The organism is Bacillus sp. ISO11 (genome assembly GCF_003458115.1).
Taxonomy (GTDB): Bacteria; Bacillota; Bacilli; order Bacillales; family Bacillaceae_G; genus Bacillus_A; species Bacillus_A cereus.
Map to the genome: position 1 here is coordinate 181066 of NZ_QXCO01000001.1, position 16449 is coordinate 197514.

Genomic DNA, 16449 nt, shown 5'->3' on the forward strand with positions numbered 1-16449 from the left:
CTCTCCTTTATGATGGAGATAATATATCTTTGTAATGTTCTACAAACACTTTCCGGTACTTCTCATATGTATCCGCATCAAACTCATCCCCGTTGTAGTGAATACACCATAAATTTGCTTGATTTGGGATACCGATTAAATAACCAGCCCTTTGAAACTCTAAAGACTGTGACACATCATAAAAGTGAAACCCTTGAAACAAATCTTCTCGCCACGGAATATCATACTGCGTTGCCATGAATAAACCATCAATTGCCTGAACTGACAAAAATGGTTGATTACCATAAAAAACCTGATCTAAATTTAATAATTGATAATTCCGTCTTCTATACTCAATCACTTTCCCTACTAAATTTTTCCCTTCCCACCATATCCCGTTATTCGGTAAAAACTGAGCCCCAGCGACTCCTATTAAACCAAGCTTTTCATTTTCTTTAAACAGAGATATAAGTGTAGAAAACATGTCTCGATTAATAAGATATGTATCTTGATGTATATACACTTTGTATTTCGCTGGATATGAAAGGGCTCGGTTGTAAGCACTTGCCATACTTTGTGCATCTCGTATCGGAAAAATTTGTACTGTGTAACCTGGGGGAACAAAAATGTTTCTTATTTGGCTCTCACATTGTTTGAAAAGCTCCTCATTATTTACACAAACAACGACTAATATTGTATGATCTTTCATTTTTGTCCCCCCTTTTATTCTTCCTTATTTACATCTGACATATAGTGTTCCACAAATATTTTCCGATACTTTTCATAGTTCGTCATATTCACATCAAAATGATAATGGATACACCAAGCATCGCGCTGTACAGGTACACCGACTGTATATCCTGCTTTTTTAAATTCAAATGATTGGGATACATCATAAAAATCAAATCCGTCAAATAAGTCTTCTCGCCACGGAACATCATATTGTGTCGCCATTAATAAACCATCAATACATTCTACAGGAATAAATGTTTTTGATTCATGATACGGTTGTTCTAAACTTGCCATATAAAACAAATCATTCATATAACCAATGACTTTTCCTACAATTCCACGCCCTTCGTTCCATACGCCAGTCGGAGGAACATATTGCGCTCCAACCATCCCAATCATCCCAAGGTTTTCATGTTCCTCAAATAATTGAAGTAATCCGTATAAAAAAGCCCTATTTATAATAAAAACATCTTGATGTAAATACACTTTATACTTCGCTGGATGCGAAACGGCTTGATTGTATCCACTCGTCATACTTTTCGCATTTCGAATCGGCATAAATTGAACAATATACCCTGGCGGTACTAACAATTGCAATATATGTCGCACGCAGTTTGCATACAATTTCCGATCATTTATGCATGTAACAAATAATATTGTTTTGTCTGCAGCACTCATAATTGTGATTTTTCAGCTTCAATAATATACTGAAATACAACTGTCTCAGCCATGAAGCCACTTCCAAGACGATATTTTTTACAAATTCCATATAACTCCTCAATAAGCGGCTCATACATTTTATGATCAACATATACACGATCTACTTTACTAATTGAATATCCTGCTTTTAAAAACATTCTTAGCATTTCATTAAATGTAAAGAAACGAATATGTGTTTTATCTAATAAACCATATTCTGTATACGTCCAATTTCCAGCAAGTAAGGGAGCTAATACTGAAATATGAGCAACGTTTGGTATACTTGCTAAAATCACACCATTTTGCTTTATATATGGCTTAACCTTTTCAATCACAGCCCACGGATCAAATAAATGCTCTAATACATCCCCAAATAGGACGCAATCAAATTGCCCCTCCTCATAAGGAAGATCTATTTTTTCTATATCCCCTAAAATAACATGATCTAGTCTTTCCTTCGCTTTTTCTGCCGCCTCTGGAAATGCCTCTATTCCTGATACACGTGTACCGTTTTCTTTAATAGCTGCTCCCAATGCACCGCTCGAGCAACCAATATCAAGAACTTCTTTCCATTCCTTTTTTATATGCTTTAATAAATTCGGATTCGCTGCATTATAATAATGCTCGGATTTTTCTTCATATAAAGAACTTTTTTCGCGATTCATTTCACACACTCCTTATGCAAATTGAATTAGAAATATAAATCTCATATGAATTCTATAAAGTGCAGTTTTTGTTCATCCCCCAATGATTATTAGCCCGCAAATAACAGTATAAAATCTTTTATTTATATTGGTTACGTTACTGATACTCTAATATATAACCAATCTATTAGAGTTAGAATAGCGATAAATCATTTCTAAAAAACGAAACCTATTACACTTTATATGGTTTATCAAAAACTCCCCGAAAATATTTACGGTTATATTCAATTGCAGCATTATTCGGAACATAAGAAGCTGCTAATTCATTGTAATAATACGCTTTATCCTGCTCCCCTAACCTGCTATAACAAATACACATTTGTAAATAGGGTAGCCATGTGTAGCTAGCTGGACTATGGAAAGGACTTTCCGTTGCCATTGGTACTTCCGTGGCAAGTTTAAACCAAAATATCGCTTCATTATATTTTTCTTGTTCCATATATATATATCCTATTCTTGTACAATTCTCTCCTCTAGGGACGTCATACCGAAACGACTTCACACAAGATTCGATTGCCTTCTCCCACATTCCTAGCTTTGCATAGCAATCTCCTAACTTACCACATGCATAAATTTTCTCTTCATACCATCCTTCGTCTTGATTAAGAAATGTTTCATATAGAAGAACTGCATCATCATATTTTTGGTTATCCGTAGATTCATTTGCGTAATAAAATAAATCTCTCGGACTTAATTCTTCACCTGCCGCTACAGTATTTTGAAAAATTTTCAAATTACGATTTGTTACTTTTTTTTCTTTTTTATGTGTAATAGCAACATTACTACTAAAAACCTCACCAGAAATAGCTAAATACTCATGAACCTTTCCAAACCATTGAAATTGTTTTTCACGCTTTACAAGTCGATTTCTTTTTGTACAATATAAAGGTTTCCCGTTAGAATCCATTGCAAGATGATAAGGCATCGAAACAGCATCAATTTTAGGATCTAATTCTCTTTTTAAAAGTTTCAATGCTTCTTGAGCATCTTCTAATAAGACATCATCTGCATCTAGCCACAATATATACTCTTGCGTCGCTTTTGAAAAAGAAAAATTTCTTGCTGCTGCAAAATCATCAATCCACTGGAAATCATATATGTTAGAAGTGTATTTCTCTACGATTTCTTTCGTTCGATCGACGGAACCTGTATCAACTACTATAATTTCATCCACAATTTTTTCAACTGTTTCTAAACAACGGGCTATTGTCTCCTCCTCATCTCGAACAATCATACATAAACTAATTGTAATTCCTTGCTTGTTCAACATAATCACCCTCTTCCAAATCAATCATATGTTATACATATACTAAACTTTCCATTTTTTTAAATTGTTCAAGTAGTTTAAGATTTCTTTTCAATAATTCAAATGTCCGTGTCATTTTCTTTCGGTTTTGCATCTACTATATAATGAACGCTTTATGGAGGTGAATTTATGTCAAATAATAATTATTCAAATGGATTAAATCCCGATGAATCTTTATCAGCTAGTGCATTTGACCCTAATCTTGTAGGACCTACATTACCACCGATACCACCGTTTACCCTTCCGACTGGGCCGACCGGGCCGACTGGACCTACGGGACCTACGGGGCCGACTGTACCTACCGGGCCAACTGGACCGACTGGGCCAACTGGACCTACAGGACCTACAGGACCTACAGGGCCGACTGGTGGCACTGGGACTACTGGACCTACGGGGCCGACTGGTGGCACTGGGACTACTGGACCTACGGGGCCGACTGGTGACACTGGGGCTACTGGACCTACGGGGCCGACTGGTGGCACTGGGACTACTGGACCTACGGGGCCGACTGGTGACACTGGGGCTACTGGACCTACAGGGCCGACTGGTGACACTGGGGCTACTGGACCTACGGGGCCGACTGGGGCTACTGGACCGACTGGACCATCTGGACTAGGGCTTCCAGCAGGATTGTATGCATTTAACTCCGCTGGGATTTCTTTGGATATTGGACTTAATGCTCCAGTACCATTTAATACTGTTGGATCTCAGTTTGGTACAGCAATTTCTCAATTAGATCCTGATACTTTCGTAATTAGTCAAACTGGATTCTATAAAATTACCGTTATCGTATACACTGCAGCAGTAAGTCTATTAGGAGGACTTACAATCCAAGTAAATGGGGTATCTGTTCCAGGTACTGGGGCCACTTTAATCTCAGTTGGAGCACCTATCGTTGTTCAAGCAATTACGCAAATTACGACAACTCCATCATTAATTGAAGTAATCGTTACAGGGCTTGGGCTATCATTAGCTGTTGGTACAAATGCATCTATTATTATTGAAAAAATCGCTTAATTTTTTACTTAGCAGTAAAACTGATATCAGTTTTACTGCTTTTTCAATTTCAAATTCAATCATGAAACATTCGCTATCTACATAATCATATTGTTGTATGACATTTTGCAGGAGGCACAAATATGGAAAGTAAATCTGCTGTTCAGCTTTATCTCGAATTGCTAAAGAAGACCATTTTATTTGAAATATGGTTAGAATATGAGGCATACTTACCCGCATCTCTACATATTTCAAAAGAACTAGAATTCGAGCCAGTTACAGTCCCCCTCCCTTTATTCATTAAGCAATATGCTGAAAACCATAACTTAAAAATTGTAAAACCAAATGTTTCAAAAAGTGAACGCCATGATGGAATGGATTGGCCAAGAGCAGCACATAGCATGATCGGTCGAGAACGTATGAACCAATTACAAGAGGCGATGGAAACCGTTGTTCGTGAAAATATAGAGGGAGATTTTATTGAAACAGGTGTATGGCGCGGAGGATCGTGCATTTTTATGAATGGTTTTTTACAAGCAAACAACATTACGAATCGTAATGTGTGGGTCGCTGATTCATTTGAAGGTTTGCCAGCACCGAATCTAGAACAATATCCAAAAGATTACGGTGATTATTTGCACACATTCGATTACTTACGCGTCTCTTTAGAACAAGTACAAGAGAATTTCAAAAAATATGATTTACTAAATGATCAAGTGAAATTTTTAAAAGGCTGGTTTAAAGATACTTTACCAACAGCACCAATTGAAAAAATAGCAATTGCACGGCTTGATGGTGATATGTACGAATCCACAATGGATGGTCTCGTGAACTTATATGATAAAGTTTCTAAAGGTGGCTATATAATTATCGATGACTACGGGCTACCGCCATGCGCTGAGGCTGTGACAGACTTTAGAAACCAACGAAATTTAAAAGCCCCTATTACTAAAATTGATGTATTTGGCGTTTATTGGAGAAAAGAATAAAAAAGATTTAATCTATAGGAGATTTCATTTTCACTCATCCTTCTCTCACTTCTAATCCAATTAAGTATTCTTTTTCGGAATCTCCTTACATATAACAATTGTTTTCCTGTGTTCTCTCAATACAAATTGAAAATTTTATTAATAGATTTACTGCATCTTCTCATACAAGAAAGGGGTATACTCATGAGTGAACTTAACAAAGAAATGACTTTACTCCCCCCTCCTGAACTCGTCCAATATGTAGGTGGCGACTTCAAAAAAGTTGGAAAAGAGTTCCTAAAGCATTTTATTCAAATTGGCGCTTTAAAACCAAATGAAAAAGTATTAGATGTAGGCTGCGGCGTCGGTCGAATGGCTGTACCATTATTGAATTACTTACATGATGATGGAGCGTATTATGGATTTGATTTGTTTAAAGATGGAATTACTTGGTGTCAAAATAACATTTCAACTATGCGTAATAATTTTCACTTTGAACATGTTGACATATACAATCAATTCTATAATCCAGAAGGAAAAGAAGATGCCTCTCAATATCGTTTCCCCTATGAAGACGGGACATTCGATTTTATCTTTTTAACTTCTGTATTTACGCATCTTCTCCCAAAAGAATTAGAACATTACGTATCTGAAATTGTACGTGTATTAAAAAAAGACGGGAGATGTTTCATTACATTCTTTCTTATAAATCCTGAATCGTCCTATTATTTAAATGCAGGACAAAGTACATTAGGTTTTTATCATCGAATCGAAAATTGCTACGTTGTAAATAAAGATATTCCGAATTTCGCAGTTGCTTATCCTGAGACAGATATTTGCAATCTATTGAATAAGTACGGCCTAGAAATAATCAATAAGCCGCATTACGGTTTATGGTGCGGCAGACATGAATATACAAGTTACCAAGATATTGTTCTTACAAAAAAAAGCTTCTGAAAGGAAGTTATGTATGATGAATGAAAAAAATCCACCTCTCGTTTCCATCCTTATTCCCACTTATAATCGGCCTCATTATTTCAAAATTGCTCTAGAAAGTGCATTGGCACAAACTTATTCTAATATTGAAATCATCATCGGAGATGATAGTACAAATGATGAAACAGCAACTTTAATACGCGAACAATACTTACCAAATTATAAAAATATAACATACATTCGAAATATCCCTACTCTAGGACAATTTCACAATGACCTTATGCTCATAGAAAAATCAAATGGTGAGTATATAAATTTTTTAATGGACGATGACGTGTTTTATAAGCATAAAATACAAAAAATGATGACCTATTTTGAGCAAGATCCCAATAAAAATCTTGCTCTTGTTACTTCTTATCGAGTACGCATTGATGATCATGGAAATCTAATAGGTGATTCCCATCCAACACAAAGGTTATATAGTGAAGACACCCCATTAAACGGGATATTTTTAGGTAATTGGATGTTAAAGGGTGGACACAACATTATCGGTGAGCCTACAACTACTTTGTTCCGAAAGGAATTGCTCACTGAACCTTTTGGCACCCTTAAAGAGCGACAATATTCTTGTAGTGTTGATATGGCCTCATGGATTTCTTTACTTTCTAAAGGAAATGCAATATACATTTCTGAGCCTTTAAGTCAATTTCGCTACCATGCTGGACAACAAATACACAATAAGCTCCTTCAAGGTTGTGAAGATTTCACACACCTCGTTATAACAGCAAAAGAATATGGCTTTTTACAAAATACTACAGACTATAGAGCAGCTCTACTTAGTGCTTACCAATGGTGTAAAAGTTCCTTAAAATACTATCTTCATCAACTAGATATTTTTCCTGACGCACATGTACGTCTTTCCCATTGTTTGGATATAATTATTAAAGAGTTAAACAATTAAACTACTCTGCAAAATTAAAAGTGTATGGACTATATGTGAATCATTCGTATAGTTCATACATTCTTTCTCATACTATAAAGTGAAACTTTAATCAGCTCTCACCAATCGGGCTTTTACGGGCAGTTGATCCCCCACCTAACTTCTTCGCTTTCGCTGAATTTTGAGGTAGGGGTCTTACTGCCCATTAATGCGGGATAAAATCCATTACTATAAAGAGCAGTAGAAAGGAATACCTACATTGAAAGATCCAAATTCTCAATATCAAATAGACTACGTATTACTATTTATTTTATTTGCCATTGGGATTGTTAGTTGTTGTGCTATTGCAAGTGCGCAAGCCTCTTTACCGCCATTTTTACAAAACGTCAATTTTGTACTAAAGCAAATCCAATGGTATTTCATTGGATTTATAGCCATTGGTGTTATTATGATTCTCGACTTCGATCGTTATCAAAAAATTGCTTGGTATTTGTACAGCTTTGCAATGGTACTACTTATTGGACTAGAACTTCAAGTACCAGGTGCCGTTACAATTAAAGGCGCTACCGCTTGGTACAGGCTCCCAGGCATCGGAAATTTTCAGCCTTCTGAAATTATGAAATTATTTTTAATTATCGTCATTGGACGAATTATAGCAAACCATAATGAGAAATATTTTTCCCAAACAATACATGACGATTTTTTACTACTTGGAAAAATATTTGCAACAAGTTTGCCACCACTACTACTCATCGCAAAGGAACCAGATTTAGGAAATACAATGGTCATTTCAGCGATGCTTGCAGCAATGATACTAGTTTCTGGCATACGATGGCGTTTTATTTTCGGATTAGTTTCAGCTACTTTCGTTGCTGGAACTACATTAATATATATTTTTTTTACTCACACAGATTTCTTTAAAGCACACATTTTAAAAGAATATCAATTAAATCGCTTCTACGGATGGTTAGCACCTTACAAATATGATGCACAAGGCTATCAATTAAGACAAGCATTCTTAGCGACTGGATCCGGAGAAATGCAAGGAAAAGGGTGGGAAAATGGACAAGTATATTTTCCAGAACCACATACAGATTTTATTTTCACTAATGTCGCTGAACAATTTGGATTTCTAGGCGCAAGTGTCATTATTTCTCTTTTTTTCTTACTCATTTTTCGAATGATTCATATTGCTTTAGAAAGTAATGACCCTTTCGGTAGTTACATTTGCGCTGGTACAATCGGAATGTTTACTTTCCAAGTATTCCAAAATATCGGGATGACAATCGGATTACTTCCCATTACAGGGATAACATTACCTCTTATGAGCTACGGAGGAAGTTCACTGCTTACATACATGATTGCGATTGGGTTCATTTTAAATGTTCGCTCAAGAACGAAAATCTTTATGTTTAAATGAACAACACAAAAACGCTATATTTTTATCTCTATCCTTTTTTAGATATACTAATGAAAAATACGATGGAGGTTTAAATATGAAATATGACATTATAGGAGATATTCATGGATGCTTCCAAGAGTTTCAAAATTTAACAGAGAAGCTAGGATATAACTGGAGTAGCGGTCTACCGGTTCACCCTGACCAACGTAAACTTGCATTCGTTGGCGATATTACAGACCGTGGTCCTCATTCATTACGTATGATTGAAATTGTATGGGAACTTGTCATACATAAAAAAGAAGCTTATTACGCTCCTGGAAATCACTGTAATAAACTATATCGATTTTTCCTTGGGCGTAATGTAACAGTCGCTCACGGACTTGAAACAACTGTTGCTGAATATGAGGCACTTCCTCCTAATAAGCAAAACATTATAAAAGAAAAGTTTATCACTCTTTATGAACAATCACCGCTCTACCACATACTAGATGAAAAAAGAGTAATCGTATGTCACGCTGGGATTCGGCAAGATTACATAGGAAGACGAGATAAAAAAGTACAAACCTTTGTATTATATGGCGATATTACAGGAGAAAAGCATGCCGATGGCTCACCTGTCCGTCGCGATTGGGCGCAAGAATACAAGGGGCAAGCTTGGATTGTATATGGACATACACCAGTAGCAGAACCTCGATTCGTCAATCAGACAGTCAATATTGATACTGGTGCTGTATTTGGTGGCAAATTAACCGGATTACGTTATCCTGAAATGGAGACTATCTCTGTCCCTTCTTCTTTACCTTTTGTCGCTGAGAAATTCCGTCCAATTTCATAACTACCTTACTTAGCATTATTTAGGCAGATCTCATATAAAACTAGGTAAAGTAATTAAAAAAAGATGCAATAAAGTGCATCTTTTTTTAATTACACTACATATAATGTCGCAGGAGGTGACAGAATGAAGAAAAAATCTTCTAAACAAAAAAGAAAATTTCCCCCTTTATATCTGCCCATGTACGGAATTAACAACTGGTGTAGTATTCGGGCTGCAGCGATAGAAGCACTGGAAGAACAAGAGTCATCAAAAAAAAGCAAAGTAAAACCAACATATGTCTCTTTAGAAAATGCTGTGATGAGCCGCATAATCGATCGCAGAAAAATAAAGATGCAACAAAAAAATAAACAGCTTTCAAATCAAGATGAACAGGTAATACATTCTAATCAAGCAGAAGAAAAGACGGAAGAAAATATTTCTGTAGCAATAAATAAAAAAGTGGAACCAGAAATTCCAGCTGCTATTATAAACAAAGTAAAAAAAATAAAAGAGGCATTGGCTTCATCGAATGATATACAACCTGAAAAACCCCTCATAATTGAGACACCTACATCTGAAAATACAAAAGTTAAAAGGGGCGGCCGATATGCATATGCGGAGGGGCTTCACTCTCATGCGGAGGGTATGGCAGCACATGCGGAAGGCTTATTAACACACGCAAAAGGTTCTTTCTCTCATGCAGAAGGATCAAACTCAAAAGCAACTGGACATAGTTCGCATAGTGAGGGAAGTGAAACGACAGCAGGCGGGGCTTATTCTCATGCGGAGGGTAAACAGACAATTGCTTTAGGCGAAGCAGCACACGCAGAAGGAACCGCAACTATCGCTAACGGACCCTCTTCTCATGCGGAAGGTCATCATACATCAACAGCTCATTTTGCAGGTAGCCATATTATGGGGCGCTTCGGCACTGCAGAAGAAGCTTATTCTTGGTTTATTGCAAATGGTGTAAGCGACACCGACCATAATATCGGGGCTAAATGGCTTGCCCATAATGGAGAAATGTACATTGAGGGTGCGTCTTACAATGCAAGCGGAACGGATTTTGCACAAATGTTTGAAACCGAAGGTCATAAACCTATTGATGTCGGTTATTTCGTTACATTTAGTAGCGAAGAAAAAATTCGGATAGCTACTTCACACGATTCGTTCATTTTAGGAATATCTAGTGCAACCCCTGCCCTTATAGGAAATAGCGGGGCTTTAAGTTGGCAAAAACGTTATAAAACAGATAACTTTGGAAAACGCCAATATGTATGGACGGAAACCGAAGAAATACAACCTCTTTTAAATACAGAATGGGATCCAACTTGCAAATATGTAGCAAGAAAAGATCGCGCCGAGTGGCTTCCTGTCGGATTAATTGGACAAATGTTAGTACGTGATGACGGCACTTGCGAAGCACATGGATATTGTCGTCCAAATGACAATGGCATTGCTACAAAAGCCGAAAGTGGATTTTTCGTTATAAAGCGTACGGGTGAAAACCAAATTTTAATATTATTCCGCTAAGAAAAAAGGGAACAAAATTCTTTATAATATAAGAATTTTGTCCCCTTTTTAAGTATGCCGCAACACTTCTTGCATATCGCTTGGAAGCTTTATAGTGAAAGACATCTCTTTCTCTAAAATAGGATGATAAAACGTCAAAGATTTACTATGAAGTGCTTGCCGTTTCATTTCATCCCTTCTCCCTCCATATAAGCTATCACCAAGTAACGGATGTCCTATATGAGCCATATGCACACGAATTTGATGCGTTCTTCCTGTCTCAAGCTCAAGCGCTACATGTGTCTTATGATATGTACTATCAATTACCTTAAAATGAGTAACTGCCCTTTGTCCATCCTCACAAACCGTTCGCTCAATAATGCTATCAGATTTTCGACCAATTGGTGCATCAATCATTCCTTCTCGTTCTACAATCTTTCCGTGAACAATTGCTTCATACGTTCGTTTCACAGCTTTTTGTTGATGCTGCTTCGATAAAAGATGATGCACGAAACGATTTTTTGCAATAAGCATAAGCCCCGAAGTATCACGATCTAAACGTGTTACGATGTGCACTGTACTTGCAAGGTGCTGCTTATCATAATGATATAAAAGCGCATTGGCAACACTCCTTGTCGGATGTTCTCTAGACGGAATCGTTGACATGTTCGCCTCTTTATTAATGATAAGAACCGCGTCATCTTCATATACAATGCTTAAAGGGATATCTTCTGCCATCATCCCTTCACTTCTTTCCTCAACTGGAAAAAAGACACGTAATTCTTCACCAGCACGCAACTGATGACGAACACTCGCATGTTGACCATTTACTTCAATTGCCCCGCCGTGAAACTTTATATCCGTTAAAGCGGCTTTAGAAATGCCTTTCGTTTTCAAAAATTCCCTAACTAAAGTTCCCTCTTCAGCCGGCCCTATATCCCATTTCAATGTAAATCTGTTCAAATATATAACCCTTTCTATTTATCTGCAACAAACGAGTCACGAACTCGTTTCCAGAACGGGAATGGACGGAAACGAACAAATCGTACTTTCTCGTTTGCGACGCGATACTGGATTGATTTCACATCTTGATGAACCATCGTTAAATGATCCACTGTAATTTGTAAGTTCATTCCTGCAGCTGGCTTTAACACACATGTATGATGCTTCGGCAATACGAGCGGCGATCCTACAGTACGAAATACACGATTGTTAATGGACGCCATTTCTGCAATTTGTATCGCTTCAATAGATGGGTGAATAATCGCTCCGCCAAGCGCTTTATTATACGCGGTACTTCCTGAAGGAGTAGAGATACAAAGGCCGTCTCCGCGGAATGTTTCAAAATATTCTCCGCGTATTTCTACTTCTGTTACTAATGTACCTTCTGCACTTTTTACAGTCGCCTCATTCATCGCTAAATACTGTGACTCTTTACTTCCATTCACATAGCGAATAATAACTTCTAAAAGCGGATATTCCACCACTTGGAATGGTGTTTTCGCAATTGCAATTACTAATTTCTCTACTTCTGTCGGTAACCAATCTGCATAGAAACCTAGATGTCCTGTATGTACACCAACAAATGCCGTTTCAGCCAATCGATCATAATAACGATGAAATGCATATAAAAGCGTTCCATCTCCCCCAACAGAAATTACAATATCGGGTTCCTTTTCATCCATTATAAATCCGAAATCTAGCAAGTATTCTTTCATCGTGCTTGCCAGTGCATCTGATGATTGATCTCCCTTTGACATAATTGTAAATTTCATCGCACAACACCCTTTAGTTTATGATTCGGAATCTTTCGTTTCTTGCTTTCTTGAAAAAGCTTTCTGCGCTTCTTGAATTTCAAGACGGATAGAAGACATTTCTTCATCTAATAAAAATGCTGCTTCTGCTGCGCGTTGCAAGCGTATTTTAATATCTTCAGGAAAACGTCCACTATATTTATAATTTAAAGAATGCTCAATTGTTGCCCAAAAATTCATTGCTAGCGTGCGTATTTGGATTTCTACCAATACTTTTTGTTCACCCTGAATCGTTTGGACTGGGTAACTAATGACAACGTGATAAGAACGATAACCGCTATCTTTCTTCTGCGTGACATAATCACGTTCTTCCACGATTTCAAAGTCATTTCGTTTGCGAAGATATTCTACAACAGGCTTAATCTCATCAACAAATTGACACATCATTCGAAGGCCCGCGATATCTTGCATATCTTCTCTCAGCCGGTTCAGCGGTACATTTCTCTTCTCCGCTTTATCAATAATACTTGGAACCGACTTTACCCTTCCTGTTACAAACTCAATTGGAGAATGCTCTGTTAACATTGTAAATTGAGTACGCATTCCTTTTAGTTTCACTTTCAGCTCTGCCACCGCTTGGTAGTAAGGTGCTAAAAATTCTTCCCAATTTCGATTCATTTCAACCACCACCAAAATCAATCCATTTGCTTATAGAAATACTTTTTCTACAGCAGTTACTAGTTCTTCTCCGTAATTTGCATTACCTTCAATATTTTCAACTAAATATTCTACTTCTTCTTTTAATCCTTCTAATTCCATTTCAATTTCATTCACACGAACGAACATAACCACATCGTTATTCATCGCTTCATGCATTGCTTCCCAGCATGTGTGCGGAATACTTACATAAATGAAAGATGATTCGTTTTCTAAGATATATAAAAATGATAAATTGTCTGAGTCTACAAGTACATGATTACGTGCACTTAACTCCTTTACCTCTATTTCACTATTTTCCGCACAAAAAATAAGAGCATTCTCTCTCTTTTCTACGCTCTTAACTTGGATTTTATTTTGCATGCTCTAACTCCTCCATCTCAACTTCCTGTCTTACTTAACAGTATTATTGTATCATAACATGGACGCAAACAAATAAAACATTGAACCAAATTTATGAAAAAGCGATAATGTGTAAAGAATTATTTTTCAAAAGGAGATTATACAATGACACAAGAAATTGAAATTGAATTCAAAAATATCGTTACAAAAGAAGAATTCGATACATTATGTAAATCGTTTTCTATTGAAGCATTTACAAAACAAGTGAATCACTACTTTGAAACACCTGACTTCTCGTTAAAAGAAGCTGGCTCTGCACTTCGTATTCGTCATAAAGGAGAAACTTATACGTTAACGTTGAAACAACCTGCAGAAATCGGTTTATTAGAAACGCATCAAGTCGTAACAGAAGATGAAGCAAAAATGATGATGGAAACAAACACAATCATTCAAGGAGCAGTAGTAGATCAATTACACAAATTACAAATTCCTGTTTCTGCTTTAACATATATGGGTAGTTTAACAACAGAAAGAGCAGAAACATTATTTAAAGGCGGAACGCTTGTCTTTGATCATAGTTTCTATTACAATCACGATGATTATGAAATTGAATTTGAAGTGCAAGATGAAGAAACAGGAAAAGCTACATTTATTGATTTATTAACGCAACATAACATACCTGTTCGCCATACAAATAACAAAGTAAAACGCTTTTTCCTTGCCAAACAAAACAAAGCACGCTAAAGTGAAAATTCCACTAGTGAATATGTTTCACTAGTGGATACATCTCACTAAAAAAGGTTACACCCGTAGAATAAGCAAAGAATCTTTGAGAAGGCTGTTTATTTGCCCTCTCGAACATTCCATTGCTACAATAGATATACATTTCATGGAAAAAGGAGTTTATAAAGGATGAGCAAGCAACCGATGACACCATTTGAAGCAATTGGCGGTGAACAATGCATTGCAATATTAGTAGATACATTTTATTCCTATGTCAGTAAACACCCTGACTTATCTCCCATCTTCCCGGAAGATTTAACAGAAACCGCTAGGAAGCAGAAGCAATTTTTAACCCAATATTTAGGTGGTCCTAATTTGTACACTGAAGAACATGGTCATCCTATGTTAAGAGCACGCCATCTCCCGTTTGAGATTACCCCAAAACGAGCAGAGGCTTGGCTATCATGTATGGAGCAAGCAATGGATGATACTGGAGTGCATGGTCATATAAGAGAGTTTGTTTTTGAACGTTTAGCATTAACCGCTCAGCATATGGTTAATACTCCAAACGAAACAGGTGAAGTGTAATGGATAAGCAGGAAGCAAAGCATATAAATATGCCATCTCCTTCCGCATGCGAGCATAAGTCTGTAGAAGCATATTTATTTATTGATCCACTTTGTAAAGATTGCTGGGAAATTGAGCCTTTTATTATTAAACTATGGCTTGAATACGGGAAATACTTCTCTATTCGTCATATCGTAACAGGGAAAGTGGATGGAACGAACGCTTCCTCACACAAATGGAATAAACCTGCTAATATTCGATTTGTGTGGGAAAAGACAACCAGTTTACAAGGTTTTTCATGTGATGGAAAGGTACATATGCAAGAAGCATCGTCAACACCATATTTAGTTTCGATGGCAATTAAGGCAGCGGAGTTGCAAGGCCGAAAAGCAGGTTCGAAGTTTTTGCGAAAACTCCAAGAATACATTTTCCTTGAAAATGTATCAAACCCTGATTGCGAACTATTACTTGCATGTGCGAGAGATAGCAATATTGATGTAGAAGAATTTAAAAAAGATCTACATTCTGCTAGTGCAAAAAAAGCTTTCCAATGTGACTTGAAATTCACAAATGAAATGCATATTACAGAAATACCTTCCCTCGTCTTTTTTCATGCGAACTCAGATGAAGAAGGTATTAAAATCGCTGGAAATTATTCCTACGATGTATACGTACAATTATTGAAAGAACTTGTAAAATGTGAAATTGAGCCAGAACCATTACCACCTTTAGAAGTGCTACTAGAAGCAACACAATTTATATCTTCAAAAGAAGTAGCATTTATTTATGACTGTCCGCAACAAGAAATTGAACGCGAACTAAAAAAATTACAACTGAAACGAAAAGTACAAATGATAGAAGTAAAATGCGAACGTTATTGGAAATGGATAGCAAAAGAAAAAGACCTGGTGTAAACACCAGGTCTTCTTCTTTACGGCTTATAAAAATATTAAAGGGGATGGGAGAAATTTTCACGTTCAAACAAAGGGGTATATGTTTGTATGTGAATTCGTTCACGCTTATTATATTACAAGATTCGACGTCAGATGACAACCCCTTTTGTCGAATTTCACACTTTTGTCACATTCTAAACGTTTTCATTTTTGAATAAGCTATAAAAAAGGTCATTTAGGGGGTTTATTTATGAAAAAATCTTATATTGCTCTTCTCTTTCTAGCTGTCATCGTTTCTTTTTTCTTGTACATCCTCTCTCTACTACAAGCTTTTCCTAAAATTATTGCCTTACCTCTTTTATTCGGAATCATCGTTATCACACTCTCTTATTTCAATTATAAAAAACGATTCAAAGGGTTTTAATTTCAAAAATCAGCCGTAAAGCTATCCTTTCAGTTAGAAAA

General features: G+C 36.6%; 19 protein-coding genes. 11 read left to right on the top strand and 8 right to left on the bottom strand.

Annotated elements, in window-relative coordinates; translation table 11 throughout:
* Positions 1-7: 7 nt before the first annotated feature.
* The 4 genes from D1166_RS00985 to D1166_RS01000 form a co-directional block, all read right to left on the bottom strand.
* On the bottom strand, positions 8-688 hold the full coding sequence (locus D1166_RS00985) for a glycosyltransferase family protein (protein ID WP_000651520.1): 681 nt from the start codon (positions 686-688) through the stop codon (positions 8-10).
* A 14-nt stretch (positions 689-702) separates the two neighbouring features.
* Positions 703-1389, bottom strand: a complete 687-nt coding sequence (locus D1166_RS00990; RefSeq protein ID WP_001271191.1) for a glycosyltransferase family protein — start codon at positions 1387-1389, stop codon at positions 703-705.
* Entirely contained in the window at positions 1386-2075 is a 690-nt protein-coding gene (locus tag D1166_RS00995; protein WP_001078432.1) for a class I SAM-dependent methyltransferase, read from the bottom strand. The genes D1166_RS00990 and D1166_RS00995 overlap by 4 nt, the downstream gene beginning before the upstream one ends.
* Before the next feature lie 211 nt (positions 2076-2286).
* Complete coding sequence (locus tag D1166_RS01000) at positions 2287-3384, bottom strand: glycosyltransferase (RefSeq protein ID WP_000932913.1); 1098 nt, start codon at positions 3382-3384, stop codon at positions 2287-2289.
* 165 nt (positions 3385-3549) lie between these two features.
* On the opposite strand from D1166_RS01000, the gene D1166_RS01005 reads away from it, so the two are divergent.
* The 7 genes from D1166_RS01005 (at position 3550) to D1166_RS01035 (ending at position 11009) form a co-directional block, all read left to right on the top strand.
* On the top strand, positions 3550-4437 hold the full coding sequence (locus tag D1166_RS01005; RefSeq protein WP_097861705.1) for a BclA C-terminal domain-containing protein: 888 nt from the start codon (positions 3550-3552) through the stop codon (positions 4435-4437).
* Positions 4438-4559: 122 nt separating this feature from the next.
* Positions 4560-5405: a TylF/MycF family methyltransferase gene (locus D1166_RS01010; RefSeq protein ID WP_000444386.1), complete on the top strand. Its 846-nt coding sequence runs from the start codon at positions 4560-4562 to the stop codon at positions 5403-5405.
* A gap of 183 nt (positions 5406-5588) precedes the next feature.
* Complete coding sequence (locus D1166_RS01015) at positions 5589-6341, top strand: class I SAM-dependent methyltransferase (RefSeq protein WP_001292836.1); 753 nt, start codon at positions 5589-5591, stop codon at positions 6339-6341.
* Between the two features lie 13 nt (positions 6342-6354).
* On the top strand, positions 6355-7281 hold the full coding sequence (locus tag D1166_RS01020) for a glycosyltransferase family 2 protein (RefSeq protein WP_002004643.1): 927 nt from the start codon (positions 6355-6357) through the stop codon (positions 7279-7281).
* A 238-nt stretch (positions 7282-7519) separates the two neighbouring features.
* Positions 7520-8680, top strand: coding sequence for an FtsW/RodA/SpoVE family cell cycle protein (locus tag D1166_RS01025; protein ID WP_000654704.1), 1161 nt, complete (start codon positions 7520-7522; stop codon positions 8678-8680).
* A gap of 76 nt (positions 8681-8756) precedes the next feature.
* On the top strand, positions 8757-9497 hold the full coding sequence (gene prpE / locus D1166_RS01030) for a bis(5'-nucleosyl)-tetraphosphatase PrpE (protein WP_000872694.1): 741 nt from the start codon (positions 8757-8759) through the stop codon (positions 9495-9497).
* Between the two features lie 123 nt (positions 9498-9620).
* Entirely contained in the window at positions 9621-11009 is a 1389-nt protein-coding gene (locus D1166_RS01035) for a peptidase G2 autoproteolytic cleavage domain-containing protein (protein WP_097861704.1), read from the top strand.
* A 48-nt stretch (positions 11010-11057) separates the two neighbouring features.
* On the opposite strand, the gene D1166_RS01040 is transcribed toward D1166_RS01035, so the two are convergent.
* Genes D1166_RS01040 through D1166_RS01055 form a run of 4 tightly spaced genes read right to left on the bottom strand, consistent with a single transcriptional unit; the run spans position 11058 to position 13822 of the window.
* Entirely contained in the window at positions 11058-11951 is an 894-nt protein-coding gene (locus tag D1166_RS01040; RefSeq protein WP_097855581.1) for an RluA family pseudouridine synthase, read from the bottom strand.
* 14 nt (positions 11952-11965) lie between these two features.
* Positions 11966-12763 carry an NAD kinase gene (locus D1166_RS01045; protein WP_000673182.1) on the bottom strand — a complete coding sequence of 266 codons (798 nt, stop codon included), beginning with the start codon at positions 12761-12763 and terminating at the stop codon, positions 11966-11968.
* A gap of 18 nt (positions 12764-12781) precedes the next feature.
* Positions 12782-13420: a GTP diphosphokinase gene (gene yjbM / locus D1166_RS01050; RefSeq protein WP_001081490.1), complete on the bottom strand. Its 639-nt coding sequence runs from the start codon at positions 13418-13420 to the stop codon at positions 12782-12784.
* 30 nt (positions 13421-13450) lie between these two features.
* Positions 13451-13822: a UPF0738 family protein gene (locus D1166_RS01055; protein ID WP_001180004.1), complete on the bottom strand. Its 372-nt coding sequence runs from the start codon at positions 13820-13822 to the stop codon at positions 13451-13453.
* A 144-nt stretch (positions 13823-13966) separates the two neighbouring features.
* Here D1166_RS01055 and D1166_RS01060 point away from each other — a divergent pair, with 144 nt between their 5' ends.
* From D1166_RS01060 to D1166_RS31115, 4 genes are all read left to right on the top strand, one after another.
* Positions 13967-14545 (top strand): CYTH domain-containing protein, encoded by a 579-nt coding sequence (locus tag D1166_RS01060; protein ID WP_000191123.1) that lies wholly within the window; start codon positions 13967-13969, stop codon positions 14543-14545.
* 168 nt (positions 14546-14713) lie between these two features.
* Entirely contained in the window at positions 14714-15112 is a 399-nt protein-coding gene (locus D1166_RS01065) for a globin domain-containing protein (protein WP_000043386.1), read from the top strand.
* Complete coding sequence (locus tag D1166_RS01070) at positions 15112-16005, top strand: ClpXP adapter SpxH family protein (RefSeq protein ID WP_000360656.1); 894 nt, start codon at positions 15112-15114, stop codon at positions 16003-16005. The genes D1166_RS01065 and D1166_RS01070 overlap by 1 nt, the downstream gene beginning before the upstream one ends.
* A gap of 229 nt (positions 16006-16234) precedes the next feature.
* Positions 16235-16408 carry a hypothetical protein gene (locus tag D1166_RS31115; RefSeq protein WP_000750355.1) on the top strand — a complete coding sequence of 58 codons (174 nt, stop codon included), beginning with the start codon at positions 16235-16237 and terminating at the stop codon, positions 16406-16408.
* Positions 16409-16449: the final 41 nt, after the last annotated feature.